Annotated in this window: 18 protein-coding genes; 12 read left to right on the top strand and 6 right to left on the bottom strand. The window is 36.6% G+C overall.

Going from position 1 to position 20,507, the window contains the following annotated elements; genetic code table 11:
* Positions 1-43: 43 nt before the first annotated feature.
* Positions 44-577, top strand: coding sequence for an NADPH-dependent FMN reductase (gene ssuE, locus AC07YC_RS12170; protein ID WP_494919518.1), 534 nt, complete (start codon positions 44-46; stop codon positions 575-577).
* A gap of 46 nt (positions 578-623) precedes the next feature.
* Here the strand turns inward: ssuE and AC07YC_RS12165 are convergent, their stop codons facing one another.
* Complete coding sequence (locus AC07YC_RS12165; protein ID WP_336636267.1) at positions 624-776, bottom strand: hypothetical protein; 153 nt, start codon at positions 774-776, stop codon at positions 624-626.
* A 204-nt stretch (positions 777-980) separates the two neighbouring features.
* Here AC07YC_RS12165 and AC07YC_RS12160 point away from each other — a divergent pair, with 204 nt between their 5' ends.
* From AC07YC_RS12160 to AC07YC_RS12135, 6 genes are all read left to right on the top strand, one after another.
* The gene (locus AC07YC_RS12160) at positions 981-2,369 is read left to right on the top strand and encodes an aldehyde dehydrogenase (RefSeq protein ID WP_150908090.1); all 1,389 of its coding nucleotides are present in this window, start codon (positions 981-983) and stop codon (positions 2,367-2,369) included.
* Between the two features lie 323 nt (positions 2,370-2,692).
* The gene (locus AC07YC_RS12155; RefSeq protein ID WP_336636268.1) at positions 2,693-4,159 is read left to right on the top strand and encodes a UDP-N-acetylmuramoyl-L-alanyl-D-glutamate--2,6-diaminopimelate ligase; all 1,467 of its coding nucleotides are present in this window, start codon (positions 2,693-2,695) and stop codon (positions 4,157-4,159) included.
* Positions 4,160-4,294: 135 nt separating this feature from the next.
* Complete coding sequence (locus AC07YC_RS12150; protein WP_336636269.1) at positions 4,295-5,872, top strand: peptide chain release factor 3; 1,578 nt, start codon at positions 4,295-4,297, stop codon at positions 5,870-5,872.
* A gap of 193 nt (positions 5,873-6,065) precedes the next feature.
* A complete protein-coding gene (locus AC07YC_RS12145; protein ID WP_494919515.1) occupies positions 6,066-9,119 on the top strand; it encodes an efflux RND transporter permease subunit in 3,054 nt (1,017 codons plus the stop codon).
* A 19-nt stretch (positions 9,120-9,138) separates the two neighbouring features.
* Positions 9,139-10,224: an SDR family oxidoreductase gene (locus AC07YC_RS12140; protein ID WP_494919513.1), complete on the top strand. Its 1,086-nt coding sequence runs from the start codon at positions 9,139-9,141 to the stop codon at positions 10,222-10,224.
* 338 nt (positions 10,225-10,562) lie between these two features.
* The gene (locus tag AC07YC_RS12135) at positions 10,563-11,321 is read left to right on the top strand and encodes a TerC family protein (protein WP_036123499.1); all 759 of its coding nucleotides are present in this window, start codon (positions 10,563-10,565) and stop codon (positions 11,319-11,321) included.
* A gap of 213 nt (positions 11,322-11,534) precedes the next feature.
* Here the strand turns inward: AC07YC_RS12135 and AC07YC_RS12130 are convergent, their stop codons facing one another.
* A complete protein-coding gene (locus tag AC07YC_RS12130; RefSeq protein WP_494919512.1) occupies positions 11,535-11,831 on the bottom strand; it encodes a hypothetical protein in 297 nt (98 codons plus the stop codon).
* Positions 11,832-11,983: 152 nt separating this feature from the next.
* On the opposite strand from AC07YC_RS12130, the gene AC07YC_RS12125 reads away from it, so the two are divergent.
* Entirely contained in the window at positions 11,984-13,339 is a 1,356-nt protein-coding gene (locus tag AC07YC_RS12125; RefSeq protein WP_494919511.1) for a TrkH family potassium uptake protein, read from the top strand.
* A gap of 715 nt (positions 13,340-14,054) precedes the next feature.
* On the opposite strand, the gene AC07YC_RS12120 is transcribed toward AC07YC_RS12125, so the two are convergent.
* On the bottom strand, positions 14,055-15,794 hold the full coding sequence (locus AC07YC_RS12120; protein ID WP_494919509.1) for a B12-binding domain-containing radical SAM protein: 1,740 nt from the start codon (positions 15,792-15,794) through the stop codon (positions 14,055-14,057).
* 259 nt (positions 15,795-16,053) lie between these two features.
* On the opposite strand from AC07YC_RS12120, the gene AC07YC_RS12115 reads away from it, so the two are divergent.
* Entirely contained in the window at positions 16,054-17,472 is a 1,419-nt protein-coding gene (locus AC07YC_RS12115) for a PAS domain-containing sensor histidine kinase (RefSeq protein WP_494919508.1), read from the top strand.
* Positions 17,473-17,593: 121 nt separating this feature from the next.
* Positions 17,594-18,040: a MarR family winged helix-turn-helix transcriptional regulator gene (locus AC07YC_RS12110; RefSeq protein WP_336636276.1), complete on the top strand. Its 447-nt coding sequence runs from the start codon at positions 17,594-17,596 to the stop codon at positions 18,038-18,040.
* A gap of 118 nt (positions 18,041-18,158) precedes the next feature.
* On the opposite strand, the gene AC07YC_RS12105 is transcribed toward AC07YC_RS12110, so the two are convergent.
* The 3 genes from AC07YC_RS12105 to AC07YC_RS12095 all read right to left on the bottom strand — a co-directional run bounded on the left by AC07YC_RS12105 (position 18,159) and on the right by AC07YC_RS12095 (position 19,801).
* Positions 18,159-18,854, bottom strand: a complete 696-nt coding sequence (locus AC07YC_RS12105) for a DUF8580 domain-containing lipoprotein (RefSeq protein ID WP_494919507.1) — start codon at positions 18,852-18,854, stop codon at positions 18,159-18,161.
* Positions 18,855-18,915: 61 nt separating this feature from the next.
* Positions 18,916-19,533 carry a CPBP family intramembrane glutamic endopeptidase gene (locus AC07YC_RS12100; protein ID WP_144788400.1) on the bottom strand — a complete coding sequence of 206 codons (618 nt, stop codon included), beginning with the start codon at positions 19,531-19,533 and terminating at the stop codon, positions 18,916-18,918.
* 79 nt (positions 19,534-19,612) lie between these two features.
* Entirely contained in the window at positions 19,613-19,801 is a 189-nt protein-coding gene (locus AC07YC_RS12095) for a YkvS family protein (protein WP_004224583.1), read from the bottom strand.
* Positions 19,802-19,924: 123 nt separating this feature from the next.
* Here AC07YC_RS12095 and ykzS point away from each other — a divergent pair, with 123 nt between their 5' ends.
* Positions 19,925-20,113, top strand: a complete 189-nt coding sequence (gene ykzS / locus AC07YC_RS12090; protein WP_336636748.1) for a protein YkzS — start codon at positions 19,925-19,927, stop codon at positions 20,111-20,113.
* A 92-nt stretch (positions 20,114-20,205) separates the two neighbouring features.
* Positions 20,206-20,382, top strand: coding sequence for an aspartyl-phosphate phosphatase Spo0E family protein (locus AC07YC_RS12085; RefSeq protein ID WP_008174142.1), 177 nt, complete (start codon positions 20,206-20,208; stop codon positions 20,380-20,382).
* Positions 20,383-20,507 lie beyond the last annotated feature (125 nt).

Genomic DNA, 20,507 nt, shown 5'->3' with positions numbered 1-20,507 from the left:
AGGAGCTTTTTTAATGGCTTAAAAAAATAAAAGGAGTGGGGAAATGACAAAAGCAGTAATTATTAATGGAAGTAACTCGAAAAGCTCTAGAGTTACGGCAATTCATGAAAAGGTTGTAAATTATCTACTGGCACAAGGAGTAGGAGTCCATTCTAATTATGTTCATGAGCTACCAGCAAAAGATTTAATGACAGCCAATTTTGGGAGTGAAAGTATCCAACTAGAGAATAAATGGGTCGAGGAAGCACAAATAGTGATCATTTTAACCCCAATATACAAAGCATCCTTTACAGGGATATTGAAGACTTATTTAGATGTACTACCCCAGAAAGCTCTGCATGACAAGATTATACTACCTATTGCTGTTGGAGGTTCTATTGGTCATTTATTAGCATTAGAGTATGCATTAAAGCCCGTTTTGGCTGTACTCGGGGCGACCACAATATCACACTCAGTTTATATTGTGGATAAACAAATTATTCGTCTGGATGAAGGAGGCTTTGCCATCGAAGAAGAAGCAATCAACAGATTGGAAGCAGAGTTAAAGCAGTTGCAACGAGTATTAATTGCTAATTAAATATGATAAAAGCGCATTATAGGGGCACCCTATAATGCGCTTTCTTTTAATTTACTTCAAGATCTTCTTCTGTTTCTACCGGTGCTGAAGAAAGATATAAGAAAGCCTCATCTTGTAAAAGCATTAATTTTTCTTCACAAATCCCATGCGATAATGGTCCTGAAAAAATAGACTCCCACCATGTCGTTGTTGTTGTCATTCATCTACGCCCCCGTTTTAATTAATATGTAGTTGTATATTTCCCGAGATAAAAAAACTAAAACATTTTACATACTCAAATTTCATCCTCCCTGATGTAGAAAGAGGATTTTTCCCTCCTGATGTTGTATCGTATAGACAATGATAGTTTGTTTCGAAATGAAAAAACTATGTATGCCATTTTTGAAAAAGGGGTGCTTTATTGATGAATTTTACGTCTCAAGATGTGGAAAATATGATAACAGAGCAGCGTCAATTTTATTTTTCTCGTGCCACTAAAAGTGTCAAGTTTCGAAAAGAGCAATTAAAAAAACTAAAGAAATCCATTTTGAAATATGAAAAGGAAATACTGAACGCCCTATACTTAGACCTTCGGAAAAGTGAGTTTGAAGCTTATGCAACTGAAATTGGCATTGTCTTAGATAGTATTTCGCATATGGTGAAGCATGTGGAAGAATGGATGGAGCCAGAAGCTGTCAAAACACCTATTCAATATCAGATGGGTAAGAGCTTTATTGTTCGTGAACCATATGGTGTTACATTAATAATTGGACCATTCAATTACCCATTCCAATTGGTCATGGAACCATTGGTAGGTGCGATTGTTGGTGGTAATACAGCTATTGTCAAACCGTCAGAAACATCTGTGCACACTGCAGCCATCGTAAAAAAAGTAATTGAAGAAACATTCCACCCGTCCTATGTACGTGTAGTGGAAGGGGAAAAAGATGAGGTTACTGCCTTAATCCATGCTTCCTTTGACTATATCTTTTTTACAGGAAGTGTTGCAGTCGGCAAAGTGGTAGCTAAGGCAGCAGCAGAACGATTAACTCCTATTGCTTTAGAACTTGGAGGGAAAAGTCCAGCTATTGTCGATCAAACAGCGAACCTAGAAGTAGCAGCAAAGCGGATTGTATGGGGTAAATTTACAAATACTGGGCAAACATGTGTGGCACCAGATTATTTACTTGTTCACAAAGATGTGTATGATCGCTTTATGAAAATTTTAAAAGAAACAATACGTTCTTTTTATGGGAAGAACCCATTAAAAAGCCCTGATTACGGACGTATCGTAAATCTTAGACAGTTTGATCGTTTACAGCAAATTATTAAGGAAGAGCGAGATGCTATAACATTTGGTGGGCGGATAGATCGAGATGATTTATATATTGAACCAACAATCATCGAATATGTAAAGTGGACAAGTCCATCGATGCAGGAAGAGCTTTTTGGTCCTATCCTACCTGTTATGATGTATAATGATTTACCACTAGCTATCCATCAAATTCGCCAATTGCCGAAACCACTAGCGGCATATTTCTTCTCAGAGCACGAAAAAGCGACTCAATACTTTTTAGAGGAATTGCCATTCGGTGGAGGATGTATTAATGATACTATTACCCATGTTGGTAACTTACATTTACCATTTGGAGGTGTTGGTCCCTCAGGTGTGAAAGCCTATCATGGTAAAGCGAGCTTTGAAAACTTTACACATTCAAAATCCATTTTAAAGAAATCTTCTAAGCTTGAGACGAATGTACTTTTTCCACCCTATAATCAAAAGGTAAAAATTGTACGCTCTATTATGAAATAGTAAAATGGGGGTATCTTTTTTCAAATGAAGATACCCTCATTCAAAAAACCCCCTCCTTTGTATAGAAAAATGTTCCCAAAAATCCCATCCTAGGTGTGTCGAAAAATGCCGATTTGTGATTATTTATGAAAATTTCGAAGAAAACGCGTTTTTTGTTCAAATGAAAGCGTTTTCGTTGAAAAAACAGCACAGAGACATTTTATTTATCACGAAATAAGTAGTAAAATAAGTTCAATAGATCGTGGGGGAATTCATATTGTCGTTTTTTGTCGTATAACCAAAAATGATGACGTGAGTGTAGAGATTGATTGGAGGACTATGAAATGTATGCAGAGGAATTGTTAAGTGCATTACCTTTGAAAAAAATAATTGGCATGTTGCCAGACCAAGTAACTGATATCGTAGTGGATTCAAGAAGTGTACAGCCAAATAGTATGTTTGTTTGTATTAAAGGTTATACAGTGGATGGACATGATTATGCTCAAAAGGCTGTAGATGGCGGGGCTACGATTGTTGTAACGGAGCGAAAATTACCATTAGGTGAGACTATTGCTCAAGTAATTGTGAAAGACACGGACCGTGCAGTTGGCTTATTAGCCGCAAAGTTTTTTGATTATCCTTCCAAAGATATAGCGATGATTGGGGTAACGGGAACGAATGGTAAAACATCTGTGACGGGTATTATTCAAAATATCATGCATGGTATGGGTGAAAAATCTGCCCTATCTGGCACAATTGGCTTTAATTTAAATGGAATTCTATATGAATCTGCCAATACAACGAGTGATGCGTTATCGACGCAACAAATGATTTTTAGAGCAAAAATGGAAGGCTGTCGTTTAATGACGATGGAGGTTTCATCCCATGGCTTAGCACTTGGACGTTTAGCAGGTGTTGACTATGATGTTGCTATTTTTACAAATCTAACGCACGATCATCTTGATTTCCATGGTACGATGGAGGAATATGGCCATGCTAAAGGTTTATTATTCTCCCAGCTTGGACAAGATTTAGAAAAAAATAAATTTGTTGTGCTAAATGCCGATGATGCGTGGTCAGAGCGATATGCAGCTATGACACCATTTCCAGTGTGGACATATGGTTTAAAAAATGAAACAGCAGATTTCCGTGCCATTAACTGTGAATATCACGATTATATGACATCCTTTGATGTGGAGATGTCAGAAGGAATTTATCGTGTGAAAATGAATTTATTAGGTGAATTTAACATTTATAATGTGTTAGCAGCGATGGTGGCATTTTATGGTCGTGGCTATACTATGGAAGCCATTATTGAGCAAATCGAGCAACTCCCACCAGTTAAAGGTCGTATGGAAAAAGTATGCTCTGATCTACCTGTTCAAATGTTTGTTGATTATGCACATACACCTGATGCCATTGAAAAAGCAATTGAAGCAGCACAACCGTATAAAAAGGGCAAACTTATTTTCTTAGTTGGGACAGGTGGTAACCGCGATAAATCAAAACGTCCTGCAATGGCTGAGAAGGCGTCGGCAGCAGAGTATGTCATTCTGACAACAGATGACCCACGCTATGAGGACTATAATAGTATTACAGGTGATTTGGCCAAAGGGATGTTACATGACAATTTTGCTTGCATTGGGGATCGAGCAGAGGCAGTCCGACATGCCATTGAGGTTGCTGAACCAGGCGATATGATCATTTTTGCTGGTAAAGGCCATGAGGATTATCAAATTATTGAAAATACAAAATTTCCACATAGTGATGCAGAAATAGCAATAGAAGCTGGCCGATTGAAATTCGTTTGATGGAATATAAGATCTTAGGAAACCCTTTTAGATAGTACTAAAGGGTTTTCTTTTTGGCGATTTCATGTAAAAAGGTTGTACGAAAGGCAAGTCTTCTTTTATTATTATTAAGTATGAAAAAAGGAGAATGACGAGATGAATTCAAATTTAGAAAAAGATATACAATCGCGTCGTACTTTTGCCATTATCAGTCACCCTGATGCTGGGAAAACGACGATTACAGAAAAGCTTCTACTTTTTGGTGGCGCCATTCGTGACGCAGGGACAGTAAAAGGAAAAAAATCAGGTAAGTTTGCAACATCTGACTGGATGGAAATCGAAAAGCAGCGTGGTATCTCCGTAACTTCTTCCGTGATGCAGTTTGACTATAATGGCTCACGTGTAAACATCTTGGATACCCCTGGGCACCAAGACTTCTCAGAAGATACGTATCGTACACTAATGGCAGTAGATAGTGCTGTCATGGTTGTGGATGCCGCTAAAGGGATTGAGGCACAAACATTAAAGCTATTTAAGGTTTGTAAAATGCGCGGTATTCCGATTTTCACTTTTATTAATAAATTAGACCGCCAAGGGAAAGAGCCGCTTGAGCTAATTGAAGAGCTTGAGGAAGTACTAGGGATTAATGCGTATCCAATGAACTGGCCGATTGGTATGGGGAAAGAGTTTCTTGGTATTTATGATCGTTACAATAAGCGTATTGAGCAGTTCCGTACGGATGAGACAGAGCGCTTTCTACCGATAGATGGAAATGGTGAACTTGCTGTTGAACATCCAATGAAAGTCACTTCTTATTATTCTCAAGCAATGGACGATATTTTACTACTAGACGAGGCTGGTAATGAATATTCGGAGGAAAAAATTCGTCGTGGCGAATTAACACCAGTATTCTTTGGTTCAGCTTTAACAAACTTTGGGGTACAAACATTCCTAGAAACTTACTTACAATTTGCACCAATCCCACAGCCTAGAATTACGGAAGATGAGCAGTTTATTGATCCGCTTGAACAAGAAGAATTTTCAGGATTCATATTCAAAATTCAAGCTAATATGAATCCTGCACACCGTGACCGTATTGCCTTTGTACGTATTGTTTCTGGTAAATTTGAGCGTGGCATGAATATGACATTGTCTCGTACAGGCAAATCCTTTAAGGTTACGCAATCTACACAATTCCTAGCTGATGATCGTGAGACTGTAGATGAAGCAGTTGCTGGAGATATTATCGGGTTATATGACACGGGGACTTATCAAATTGGAGACACAGTTGTGGGTGGTAAGAAAACATTCCAATTTGAAAAATTACCACAGTTTACACCAGAATTATTTGTCCGTGTAACGGCTAAAAACGTAATGAAATCGAAGCAATTCCATAAAGGTATTTTACAATTAGTACAGGAAGGTGCTATTCAATATTATAAAACACTGCACACAGAGGAAGTTATTCTTGGAGCAGTAGGTCAACTACAATTTGAAGTATTCGAACATCGTATGAAAAATGAATACAATGTGGAAGTAAGAATGGAGCCGATTGGTTCAAAAATTGCACGATGGATTGAAAATGAAGAGGATGTTAAAGAGTCCATGTCCTCTGGTCGTTCAATGCTGGTGAAAGACCGTTTTGACAGCCTTGTGTTTTTATTCGAAAATGAATTTGCCATGCGTTGGTTTAACGATAAAAACGAGAACATTAAACTTTATAGCCTTCTTTAATAGTCAAACACGAATCGACAATTTTGCGATTCGTGTTTTTTTGCAAGGAAATTTGACACCGACTGTAGAATATATACAGTATTAGGAAATTTAAGATTGCCCCACGCTAGATGGTAGAAAATTAGCCTATTTATAAAATAATCCCCTTTTCGGCTATCATAGAAAGGAAGAGGTAGAAAAAGGAGTTTATCATATGAACATTAGTAATTTTTCAATTAAAAGACCGGTCTTTACAATTGTAACGATGCTTTTTGTCATTTTATTAGGCGGTGTATCGTTATTAAAAATACCAATTACTTTAATTCCGGAGTTAAATCCTCCGATAGGTGTAGTAGTCACCTCCTATCCTGGAGCAAGCCCAACAGAGGTGAATGAGAGGGTAACGAAGCCTTTAGAGGCAACACTAGCCACCTTACCAGGCATTAAGAAACTACAGTCAACCTCGCAAGAAGGAAGCAATTTAATCGTCCTAGAATTCAATTGGTCCACCAACCTAGAAGATGTCCAACTTGATATTTTACAAAGAATTGATATGACGCCTCTCCCCAATGATGCGGGCAAGCCAAGCTTTTTAAAATTTGATCCATCTCAATTTCCGATTATTCAGCTATCATTGCGCGCAGAAAATGAAAACGTTGATGTGCGCTTGTTAGCAGAGGATTTAGAAAAGGAGCTTCGCCGGACAGAGGGTGTCGCCAGTGTGAATGTTTCTGGGAAGCTGATAGAGGAAATACAAATTACATTAGATGAGGGAAAGCTGGTCGAAAAAGGCTTAACACAGGCAGATATTATTCAAATCGTTCAAGCGAACAATGTATCACTTCCTGGTGAACCTGTTTTAACTGATGATGGAAAAATGTTAACAACACGGATTGTTAGTACATTAACCTCCCCTGAAGAAATAGCCGATTTAATTGTTTCTGTGAATCCTTTAACAGGGGAAGCGTTAACAGTTGGCCATCTCGGCTCTGTTAAAAGGGCAGAACAGCCATCAGTAACGACAACTCGTGCCAATGAGCATGCAGCAGTTCTTATGTCTGTCATACAGGAATCGGGTGCGAATACTGCAGAAGTGTCAAAGGAGTTTCAACAAACCTTAAATGATCTGCTAGAGAAAGAGCAATACAGGGGAATAACAGCAGACATATTAGTAGATCAGGGCAACTACGTGGATGTTGCTATTAGTAATATCGGCTCTTCCTTAATTTTAGGTGGATTGTTTGCAATGTTCGTCCTTTTTGTGTTTTTACGCAGTGTAAAGAGCCCTATCATTATTGGTATCGCCATCCCCTATTCAGTTATAGTGACATTTGTATTGATGTTTTTTGCTGACTTTTCACTCAATATTATGACTTTAGGTGCTCTAGCTTTGGGTATTGGCATGCTAGTGGATAATGCGATTGTTGTTATTGAAAATATTGAAAGACACTTAGGGCTAGGGAAAGATCCTATTACAGCAGCACAGGAAGGGACAAGGGAAGTTGCTCTTGCTATCACAGCTTCAACACTAACAACAATAGCTGTCTTTATTCCTGTTATGTTCATCGAAGGATTGATTGGACAGATTTTCACAGAATTTGCTCTCACAATTTCATTTAGTTTAATTGCCTCTTTAGTAGTTGCCCTTACAGTAGTGCCGATGCTAGCGAGTCGCCTTTTAAAAATGAAAAGTATTAACTTTTACGAGCAGCGTAGTCAATCTCAATTTTATAAGCGATACAAATCGTCTATTGTTTGGGTTCTGAAGCATCGTATGCTCATACTAATTTTCACAGTAGCTTGCTTTGGTCTATCATTATTCGGATTGACTAGAATTGGTACTGAATTTTTACCACCTACCGATGAAGGATTCACAACCATTAGCGTCAATCTTGAAAAGGGTGTAGCTGTATCTGAAACTGAAAAGGTTGTTAGGAAGATCGAGGACCGTTTAAAGCAGGAAAAAGATGTAGATGTTTATGTTAGTTTAATTGGTGGCACACAACAATCTCAATCACGTGGACAAACAAGCCCGAATCAAGCAGAAATGTATGTAAAGCTAGTGCCTTTAGCGGATAGAGAACGTTCAATTTTTGAATTTGTCGAAGAATTAGAGCAAGATTTGCAGGGAGAGTTAGAAGATAAGACTGAACTGACATTTAATGTATCGACAGCAACTGGCTCATCACCACATACTTTAACGTTTAGATTAACTGACTCTGATGAAGGAAGGCTCCAACAGGCTGTTAATAAAGTACAACAAGAGCTACAAGCGATTGATGAAGTGACGAAAGTTTCCACAGATTTAGATAATACGGTTCAAGAAATTCAAATTGAAGTCAATCGAGAGAATGCAAAAGATTATGGTTTTGTACCAGCCCAAATTGCACAGTCTGTCAATCAAATGACAAGAGGGCAATTAACGTCCCAATTAATCGCAGAGGATGGTGCTGTGTTGCCTGTCTACACAGGTTTCGGACAGACCTTCAACGATAGTGTGGATTCACTAAAAGCAATGCAGCTTCGTTCTCCTGCGGGCTTGTTTGTGAAATTAGAGGATGTTGCTACCGTTTCTATAGAAGAGGGTCCCGTCTCTATTCGACGTTCTGAGCAGGCTGCAGCAGTGGCATTTTTTGTTGAATATGAAACGAAGGAATCTTTAGGCGGAATATCAGCAAAGGTAGATAAAGCAATAGAGAGTGCTCATTTATCACCTACTACGCAAATTGTATTTAGCGGTGATCGAGAGCTTTATGATAGTGCAATCGATGATATGCTATTAGCCGTTATTCTGGCAATTATATTAGTTTATATTGTGATGGCTGCTCAATTTGAATCATTCAAATATCCGTTTGTCATTATGTTTACGGTGCCATTAATGATCATAGGTGTTGCAATTGCCATGTTTGCCACAAATACATTAATAGGTGTGACATCTGTAATCGGAATTTTAGTGCTTGTAGGGATTGTTGTAAATAACGGTATTGTCTTAGTAGATTATATTAACCAGCAAAAAGCGAATGGTATGTCTGCGTATGAAGCCATTTTACTGGCTACTCAGGATCGTCTCCGTCCAATCTTAATGACCGCGTTAACGACTATTTTAGGATTGCTTCCCCTTGCACTTGGCATTGGGGAAGGAACAGAGATGAATCAACCGATGGGAATTGCAGTGATTGGAGGTCTTGTGACGTCCACGTTATTAACACTATATATTGTACCGATTGTTTATAGTTTAGTGGATAAGGAAACAAGAAAGATGCGTTAGAATCGAGGGGGAATGGGAGATGAAAGTTCATTTTTTTACTGGTTTTCCTGGTTTCATTTCAAGTCAATTAATTAGGACATTGTTCCAAAAAAAACAAACACAACAGGTTATAGCAATCGTATTAGCTGGTGAAACCATTAAGGCTCATCGAGAGAAAAATAAAATATTAAAGGAGTTTCCTAATGGTTCGATTCGTATCGTTGAGGGTGATATTACCTTGCCGAACCTCGGCTTAGATAATCAAGTGATTGAAGAAATCGTACCTCAAATTGAAGTGCTCTGGCATTTAGCTGCTATATACGATTTAGCAGTACCACGTGATATTGCCTGGAAAGTGAATGTACATGGGACAACAATGGTGAATGAATTTGTGCGCACTTTACCCCATTTAAAACGCTATATGTACTTTAGTACGGCTTATGTGGCGGGTTCACGTGAGGGGGTACTGCGTGAAAATGAACTGATTCGACCAATGGCATTTAAAAATTATTATGAAGAGACAAAGTATGAGGCTGAGCTCCGAGTAGAAGATTTAAAATCCGAAATTCCATTAACCATTATTAGACCTGGCATTGTGAGGGGACATTCGGAAACGGGTGAAACCATTAAGTTTGATGGCCCCTATTTCTTTTTAAATTTAGTAGAACGTTTAAAATGTTTACCTATAATTCCTTATATCGGTCAATCTACATCTACGATCAATGTAGTACCAGTAGACTATATATTAAATGCCTCAACTTTTTTGGCATCAGAACAAGAGGCTGAAGGCAAGACCTTTCATTTAACAGATCCGAATCCTCACCCTGTACAGGAAGTATATCGTACTATGGTGAAACTAGTGACGAATGCTTATCCGAAGGGACGTTTACCGTTTGCGTGGGCAAAGCTATCCTTGCAAATTCCATTTATTCGGAGAAAGCTAGGGGTGGAGCAGGAGACATTAGATTATTTAACATGGAATGCCACATTCGACACGACTGAAGCCCAGCAAATTTTACAAAAAGGTGGCATTACATGTCCTGATTTTATTCGGACGATGCCGCGAATGATTGATTTTTATTTAGCGCATAAAGAAGATAAGAGCTACCAGATACAAATTAAGTAATGAAAAAACAATATAGATATTTTTGTCAGCTGTAAATGATAGTGCTATAATGTTTGAAAGAAGATACCTTCGACACTTTGTCAAAGGGGAGTAGCTAACAGGTTTTGTAATTATTTTACCTGGTTTCACATTCGTCAAGACATGGTTTAACCATCGGATGTGATAGTGAATGGCTCTATGCGTAAAATGATGACTGATGACGTGTAGATTGATGTACCAATAAGGTACTAATTTACTTAGCGAGACCTTTGCCTACATATGGCAGGGGTTTTTTTCTTTTGTACTTTAGTGGAACTAGTCATTTGGGTATTTCGAGCTTAGAGGAGGCACTAGCATAAATGGAAGCAATAATATTACAATATGGCTGGGTTTTAATTGTCCTAGTTGTATTAGAGGGATTACTAGCAGCTGATAATGCAGTAGTAATGGCTGTAATGGTCAAACATTTACCGCAAGAACAACAAAAAAAGGCGTTATTTTATGGACTATTTGGCGCCCTGATTTTTCGATTCGCTGCTCTTTTTGTCATTACAGTTTTAGTAAACTATTGGCAAATACAAGCAGTAGGTGCAGCTTATCTGCTATTTATGTCGGCTAAAAATATTTATGATTTACGTAAACATAAAGATGATGAAGAAGAAGAGACGAGTGAAAAGACTGGGAAAAAGGGTTCTGGATTCTGGTTAACAGTACTCAAAGTAGAAGCTGCAGACATTGCATTTGCTATTGATTCCATGTTGGCTGCAGTAGCTATCGCTGTCACATTGCCTCATTTGGGGAATTTTGATATCGGTGGCATTAATGGTGGACAATTTATCGTCATGCTCCTTGGTGGGTTTATCGGGGTTATTATGATGCGTTTTGCTGCCCAATGGTTTGTCAAAGTATTAAATGATTATCCTTCACTTGAAACAGCTGCATTTTTAATTGTAGGCTGGGTAGGTGTGAAGCTCGTTGTCCTAACATTAGCCCATGAAAAAGTAGGGATATTACCTGCAGAATTCCCACATTCCACTGCATGGGAGTTAACATTCTGGATTGTCCTACTCGGCATAGCATTTGTAGGCTATCTAGTAGGTGTTCGAAATAAAAAATAGCTTAGATTGAATTATCCAGCCTGTAGTCGAAAGCCATCGAACGTATGATGATCGATGGCTTTTGGTATTTCATTCTCTATGAGATTTTAATTTATAAAGTATAGCCTTTAATCTCCACTACGGGAGGACGCTTTTCCCATAGGAGTCGACACCCTACGTTCCGATCAACTTCTACATAGTCACTCCACCTACATACTTCGAGCTTTTTTGACCTTAACCCATTGTGCAGTGTGAGAAAATCTTTACCTGTGTATGTTCGATAGGTAAATCATAATGAAAATACTCAATAGAAGATATGAAATTTTCTTTGCAAATTGCTTCAACACCAGAAATTTCGTATGTCATCGTTGGATAGTATGTTTGTAAAAGTACCTTTGCTTCTTCAGATTCATCTGGATGTAAATTAGCTTTAAGATGCAAAAAAAGCAAAACACTCGCAATTATTAGTAATACTAATAATCCTCCGATTGTAAAAATAAATATACTCCAAGCCTTTAACCACTTATTCAAAATTTCACCTCCAAAATAAAAATGCATTTTTGTTCAGATATCGTCTCATTCTCAAAAAGTATAGTAATAACTATTCCTCTTTCTTTTTTCTTGTATTTTTTCTATACTATAATCTATCTAGTTGGGCATCATATGTAGGAGGGGTTGTTAAAGTGCCTTGGAAAAAATCTTCCAATAGACTTGTCACACCATTTCAGGTACTTGTTTCTTATTATTTTATAGCTATAGCGATTTCCTTCCTGTTATTACGGCTTCCAGGCGTTCATCAAGAAGGGGTAGAGGTTTCCTTTTTAGATAGTCTATTTACGGCAGTAAGTGCAGTAAGTGTTACTGGTTTAACAACTATTAATATTTCTGAAACGTATACGACATTTGGACTTGTGATGATTCTTGTTATTTTACAGTTAGGCGCAATTGGTATTATGTCACTGGGTACCTTTGTGTGGCTCTTAGTCGGGAAAAAAATAGGGATGCGTGAGCGTCAGTTAATTATGATTGACCACAACCAGTACAATTTGTCTGGTGTTGTGAAATTAATACGTGAAATCTTAAAAATCTTAATTGGTATTGAGGTAGCAGGTACGTTTATTTTAACTCTACATTTTACCAATTATTTTGATACGTTAGAAGAAGCATTCTTACACGGAGTATTTGCTTCAATTTCTGCTACGACCAATGGGGGATTTGACATTACGGGAATGAGCTTATTGCCATTCCATGATGATTATTTTGTTCAGCTGGTGACAATGTTACTTATTGTGTTAGGGGCAATCGGTTTCCCTGTCTTAATTGAACTAAAAACTTTTTTACTCAAACGTCATGCGAATTTTCGATTTAGCTTGTTTACAAAAATCACTACGTCTACTTATGCCATTTTATTTGTTGTTGGTGCTCTAGTCATTTTACTTCTCGAATCTTTCCATTCTTTCAAGGAAATGTCCTGGCATGAGGCGCTTTTTTCAGCGATGTTCCATTCTGTGTCGACGAGATCTGCTGGGCTGACAACTTACGATGTGACGACGTTTAGTGAGGCGACAGATATTTTTATGAGTTTTCTCATGTTCATAGGTTCCTCACCAAGTTCAGTGGGGGGAGGAATTCGAACAACTACTTTTGCCATAGCTATTTTATTTTTAATTACATTTGCAAGAGGAAGAGAGGATATTCAAGTGTTCGGGCGAGAAATTCATTTAATTGATGTTTTCCGCTCCTTCGTTGTCATTTTATTAGCCTTTTTCATGGTTTTAATTGCAACGATTATTTTGCTTATTACAGAGCCTCATGCCTCTCTTATTCAAATTATTTTTGAAATCACCTCTGCGTTCGGTACTTGTGGGATGTCATTAGGAATAACTTCAGATTTATCGGTCATTGGCAAGGTAATAATTATTATGTTAATGTTCATTGGTCGGGTTGGTTTGATTTCCTTCCTGTATACACTAGGTGGTGGTGGACGTGGAAAGAAATCGAAATTCCATTATCCAAAGGAACGCGTAATAATTGGGTAACGCACACAGAACATTGATATATAAGGATTTGTTGAGGGGTAATCTTGAGATTGCCCCTTTTTTCGTCAAACGTGTTAAGTAATAATGTACTTGTTTGGGAGCTACTTTGGGAGTTACATAGCTGTGTGAGCGTGTATTCATATTGAAGCAGTCATACACGAATGTATTCTCTTTTCGATAGCTAGAGAGGGCATTTAATAGTAATTGACTTTCTTCTATTATATAGGGGTAAAAAGAGATAAAATTGTCGAAAGTTGTCATTACAACTGTATATACATTAAAAAACCATCTATACTAATTCTATACATTTTTAGGAATTTAATATTAACTATTGAATGAAATAGGTAGTTCCAATACAATATAAAATACATAAAAATAAACAAATAAATAAACGTGTCTGATATAGAATAAGAGGGCTCCATTTGTACTAAAACGCCTAAATGTGTAAGTTGTCACAAAATTTTCGGAAAATTTAAAATTGTTTTTCCCGAATGTGAACATTTGAAGTGGGTATATTTTCAACGTATAGATTGTTTGTTTTTAAGAAATTTGCCCTAAATTTTTTTAGAATCGCTATGAATACTTGACTAATAGATTAAAAAGGCAGAAACGATATAAAACAGCTACCCGTTTCTTTTTCAGTGCATCTTTAAGAATTGTTTAAGACCATAAAAAAAGCTAGTCCTGATCGTTCATACAGGACTAGCGTATGTTATTAAAGTGTGGGGATTGTTGCAAAGTAAGGCGCTTGACCATGACGGAAATAAGTTAAAAGATAGCCATCTTTTTGTACAATTTTGCCATTTAAGAAATCATCATAATTGAGAGCATGTGGGATTACCAAAGTATGCTTAAACAGCTCTTTCTCAGTAAGTTTAAAGTCTGCAAAAGCCTCACCAGCGATAGCCGGATTTTCACGTAGTGTCTGGTAGATTGTTTTTTGTTGCTCTATTGTTGGGCGTTCCTTCCACCATAGTTTACGGGGCTGGAATTGCTGAGCTGTTAGATAATCCAGTTGCATTAAGCTTTGTATAATGTTTAAATTCGCACCATCTACAGTTTCTAAGAACATTAGTAAACGACGGAATAAATCTTCTAATTGATGGCCAATACGGGACCATCCCTTAGTTTCCCAATACGTACCGAAGCTTTGGAAAAAGTCAAATGGTGTTTCAAAGACCTCGGTTACTAAATATTCGATTGTATGATCCATACGATGATCATTCCAGTATTTCTCCAGAACATCCTCTGCATGTTTAATGCGAACAATATCATCAAATGTAAGGACATTATTAGAAAAGATTTCATAAGGCGCTAGATCGACGTAAGTATAACCAAACTTCTCAGCCTCCACTCGAAGCCCTGTACCGCGTAAAAGCTTTAAAAAACCAAGCTGGAGTTCTTCTGGTCGCATGGCAAAAACGTCATTAAAGGTTTGACGGAAGCTTGCGTAATCCTCTTCAGGCAAACCTGCTATTAAGTCTAAGTGTTGATCGATTTTTCCACCATCTTTAACCATTGTCACTGTTCTCTTTAGTTTTTCAAAGTTTTGGCGACGCTGTACAAGTGTATTGGTTAAATCATTTGTGGACTGAACACCAATTTCGAAGCGGAACAAACCACTCGGCGCATTGTCATTTAAAAATTGGATAACTTCCGGACGCATAATATCGGCAGTAATTTCAAACTGGAATACAACACCTGGTTTATGTTCATCAATTAAAAACTGGAACATTTCCATAGCGTAGCTACGGCTTATATTAAACGTTCGATCCACGAATTTTATAGTTCTAGCGCCATTATCCATTAAGAAACGAATATCTTCCTTAATTTTTTCTCGGTTAAAGTATCGAACACCAACCTCTATAGAAGATAAACAGAATTGACAGCTAAATGGACAGCCTCTGCTTGTTTCAATGTACTGAATACGTTTCCCAAGGTGAGGAAGATCCTCTTCAAAGCGAAACGGACTCGCTAAATCACGCAAATCTATTTTAGGTGGTTGAGCGTGAATCTTAACTTTACCGTCCTCCAAATAGCAAATTCCAGGGACATCCTCCAGTAATATTTCACCGTGTAAATAACGTAACAATTGCTTAAATGAAGTTTCTCCTTCACCCATCACTATGAAATCTACTTCAGGTATACGGCGTAGCCAATGGTGAGAATCGTAAGAAACCTCAGGACCTCCAAGCAAAATTTTAACATCTGGACAGACCGTTTTTAACATTTTAATAACATGAATTGTTTCTTCAATATTCCAAATATAACAACTAAATCCAACGATATCAGGTTTTTTTTGGAACAAATCTGATACAATATTAAAAGCAGGGTCTTTAATTGTATATTCTGCTATAATTGGATTGAATTCGGGTGCAGCGGCACCTTTTAAATAGCGCAATGCTAGATTTGTGTGTATATACTTTGCGTTTAAAGTAGTTAAAATAGTATTCATACAATAATCTTCCTTTCAGTATCTAATTGTATCAGTCAAGTATTTGACATACAATATAATTCTTTTTACCTATTTATTTTGTGAACAGTTCGTGAAATAATTTAAAATACTTAAATTTACTAAATTTTGTAATAATAGAATCGTGCTGTCATAATGTATAGTAAAGGCTCAAAATTCGATTTAGAGGTTTTTTACTCTTTTGAAAGGTTCGGTGAGAAAGTTGAAGCAAAATGATATTAATCAATGTTTTGGAAATCTTATGAAAAGTACTTCGTCACCAACACTTATACTCAATAAAGCAGGGAAAATTTTGAACGTCAATGAGGCTGCTATCCAACTATTTAATTTTAATTTAACGTATATTGGCAATTTGGCTATGGACGAGCCATCTAAATTTAAATGGGCGAAGTTCGTCCAACAACTACAAAAGGATTTACGATCGGAAGAAATTTTCAACATTCGCACAGTAGGAAATGAGTATGAAATGTTATCATTTAAATGTTTCTATGACCCAAATGCAGAAGAAATTGTTGCGCAAATTTCAACAATAAATGAAGATGTCCCCCATAAATTATACGTTAGTCAAGAGCATGAAAGATCCCAATCTTTTAATGCATATGATTACTTACCTTATGCTGTTATTGTAAGTGATGCTAGCGGTATTATTCTTGGGCTTAATAAGTATGCAGAAATGTTTCTCAAAGTAGAAAGCTCGCAGCTGCTTCATAAAGCTCATCAGCATATATTTGATCTATTTACATTGAAAAAAGGGCAAATTACATCCTACCTTTCTAAATTAATGGGTGACAAACATGCAAGTCTTCACGTTGTCGATGAAACACAAGTAAGTAGAACTTGCTATTATGAAATTTCCAGTATTTTCGATGAATACAATAACATTATTGTCACGGTTATTAATGATGAAACAGAGAAGAAGCAACTTCAACATAAGGTGGAGCATCAACAAGCTTTGAATGTTGTTGGACAAATGGCTGCGAGTATTGCGCATGAAATTCGTAATCCATTAACTTCTTTAAAGGGTTTTACTGATTTATTAAAAATAAATGCTGACGATGAATCACGCATGTACCTTTCTGTCATTGATAGCGAGCTTCAACGAATGGAACAAATCTTATCAGAGCTATTAGTTTTGTCCAAGCCATCAACTATGAAAGTGGAGTTATTGGAACTAGATCATATTGTAAAACAAGTCATTGAGTTCATGTTACCAGATGCACTCATGAAAAATATTATGATTCAGTACATTTCAATTCCTAATCAAGTTTATATTGGTGGAAGTGAAAATCGATTAAAGCAAGTATTAATGAATCTCATCAAAAATGCGATGGAATCCATGAATAATGGTGGTACGATTACTGTAGAAATGACAACAAATGACTGCGCGATTGTTGAACTTACAATTAAAGACGAAGGCGTTGGAATGGATAGCACAACCCTTCAAAACCTATTCCAGCCTTTTTACACGACAAAATCAACAGGGACAGGACTGGGCCTTGCTTTCGTGAAAAAAGTTATCGAAGAGCACGATGGAGTTATAGGTGTTAGTAGTGAATTACAGAAGGGGACATGCTTCCATCTACAGTTCCCAATTTATACATTTAACCAAGTGGATACAATGGAAGTATCCACAAAAGATTCTGCCTATTTAGTAACATAAAGAGAGTAAAAATGGTTGGATAACAACAATATAACCTTCTAAATCGGATAATGCTTTTGACAATGCTTTTCTAATATCGCTATAATGTCAAGTATAAAGAGCGAAGTGAGAGGAAAAGAATATGACGTCAGAAGACTTAAAACAATCTTTAAAATTATATATTGTATTGTCACGTGCACTTAAAGCTATCAATGAGACAACACATCAATTATTTCAGGATAATGGTTTAAACCCAACTGAATTTGCTGTTCTCGAGCTTCTTTATCATAAAGGAAGACAGCCATTACAGCAAATTGGCAATAAAATTTTACTTGCCAGTGGGTCTATTACGTATGTCATTGATAAGCTTGAAAAAAGAGGCTATTTATTGCGTGTGTCCTGTCCAGCGGATCGTCGTGTGACATATGCAGAAATCACGGATGAAGGCGAAGCGTTTATGGGAGAACTATTCCCAAAGCATGAGCAGCATTTACATGAAATAATGAGCGTATTATCTTCAGAAGAAAAAGAGCAGGCTATTACGTTATTAAAGAAAATGGGCCTTTCTATTAAAGATTTATCGTATTAAAAAAGTTGTCTCATTCATTTGAGACAACTTTTTAATCATGTGGATAAAAAAATCTCAAACATACATAAAAGGACGATCGACAATGCTTTGTCTATCGTCCTTCTTGTATTACGAATTATTATTTTTTAGAAATAGTTGCTGCCATGTTCATCATAGCATTCGTTAAATCTTGCTTATCATTATCGTGAATCGTTAATTTTGTAATGAGACCATCATTTTCAAAAACAACCCCGATTACTTTCTCTGTGTCAAAGTCTACAACATAACCTTCAATATTTTGAACATCCTTGAATGCAGCTAATTCATCAGTAGTTAAAGCTACTGTTTCACCTACAGCATTCATATAATCTTGCATAGCTGTTTTTACTTCAGTAAAGCTTGATTGTGATGCCTCAATTGTTTCAATACGCATAAACACTTCGTCATCATCATTAGATACTAGCATATCTTTACCTGGCTCTTCTTGCGTTAATGTGAACCCTGGAAGTTGTTGTAGCTTATAGCTTTGGTCAACACTTTTAGATTCAGTTGCCTTTTCTGTTTTATCTACACCATTTTGTTTGTAAGTCACATCTTGCTGAGGCTGTTTAGAAGCATCCCCAGTATTTGTTTCATTTGATGCAGGTGTATCTGTATTCTCTTCCTCTTGTGCTTCACCTGCTGTTTCATCGCCAGATGGTTTTTGATCGGCAGCAGTATCAGACGGCTCATTTTGCTGAGTATCTGAACCCTCTGTTTTTTCAGAGGTATTACAACCTACTACTAGTACTGCTGTTAATAATAATGCAAGAATTGAAAATAATTTTTTTTGCATAAAAAACCCTCCTTTTCTAAATTAAACGTTAGTAAAGCTAAAATGTTTCCAAATAATAATGTTATGATGTTAAAGGTAACACTAAAAATAATAATAGTACAAAAACAACATGAGCTACAATAACAAGTGGCATACTTCTCTTCCATTCATACAAGAAGCCCCAAATAATACTTGTCACCAGTGCAGCAACCACGCCTAAAATAAAACCACTCAGGGCGATGGAGATTGCACATAAAACTGCCGTCACTAGGATAGCCAGAGTAGGACGCATAAAGCGTTTTAATTGTTGCTGAACATAACCACGCCAAAATAATTCTTCGCCGATGGCAACAATAAAAACAAGTAATGCATAGTGCCAAATATTTTGTGGTCCATAGTTTGTTAAAAATTTATGAACGGATTGTACTAAGTTATTATTAATAAATGGAGCAAGCCAATAACCGAAGCGAATAATACCATAAGTGATGGTACCGTATCCAATCCCAAAGAGTAAAAATTGCCATGTGGGTAATTGATCTTCAATAGAACCAGCTAATATGGCAATGGCAATACATACTAGTAAGGTAAATGCATACATGTACCAAAATACTGCTTGGTTAGCAAAGGTAAAGGCAAGCATGCCATAAACGAATAATAGAGAAAGGAGTAATAGTACTGTTTGTTTTGAATTTGTTAGCATATACGACCTCCATGCTTTAATTTTATCAAAAAAAAAGCCCCATATCATCTATAAAGACAAATAGGGACTATTCAGACTATTAAGCTTCATTCGTATATAAAATTTTGTAACGTTTATGATTGACGACCGTTTTTTCTTCAATTTCAAGGGAATCAAAATTCTCCATATATGTTAAGTTAACGATCACCGAATTTTCATTTACCTTTTCGACAATGCCTTGGAGACCATTTTTAAACTCGATAATATTTCCAACTTCAGCTATTTTCACAGACAGTCAGCTCCTTCATCGACTAATAATATACAGTTTGCACGAAAAAATGGTAAACGTAAAGCTTTTTTTAAATAATTCATAATTTATTACACAAAAGATGAAAAGAAAGGAATAAAACTAATGGAAAGATACGAAAATATGCTTAAACAATTACAAAATGGGGAAATAGGAAGTATTGAAATTCAAAAGGAAGATTTTTACGAATTTCGAGAAATTCTTGTAGCGCATCCTTTATTTAAACATTTCAGAGGTGAGGCCAAGCAAAATGGACGAATTATCTATACTTTTAACGAAATACCTAGGAGTTAATTTGTCGAACATTGTCGTAAGTTAATGCTGTAAGAAATGAAATATAAATGTATAATAATGGTATGATTATTTGTGTGTGGAGGGTTGTATGAATGGTCAATCTACTCTTGAAACAAATGGAACAAACTCGTGAGTTGATGATTCGCTCTGGTGTTGAAAACGGGTTACAAAATGCAAAAACCATTCAACTGAGTCGCAGATTAGACCAGTTAATGAATACCTATTATAGACAGACAGCATTTGATGAAGAAAAAGACCAAGACGAATAAAAAGATTGTTCCAGTATTCAGAGTAATAACATTTTAAAAATAGATGTTTAAAATGCATTTTAATGGGGAATAACTTACTATGAACACAGCAACATTCTCATTTCCCCCTTTAGAGCAGTGATCCC

The organism is Lysinibacillus sp. GW247-5R2A, assembly GCF_059424475.1.
The sequence above is the reverse complement of the archived record's forward strand: the minus strand, read 5'-3'. Positions and strand labels throughout refer to the sequence as shown.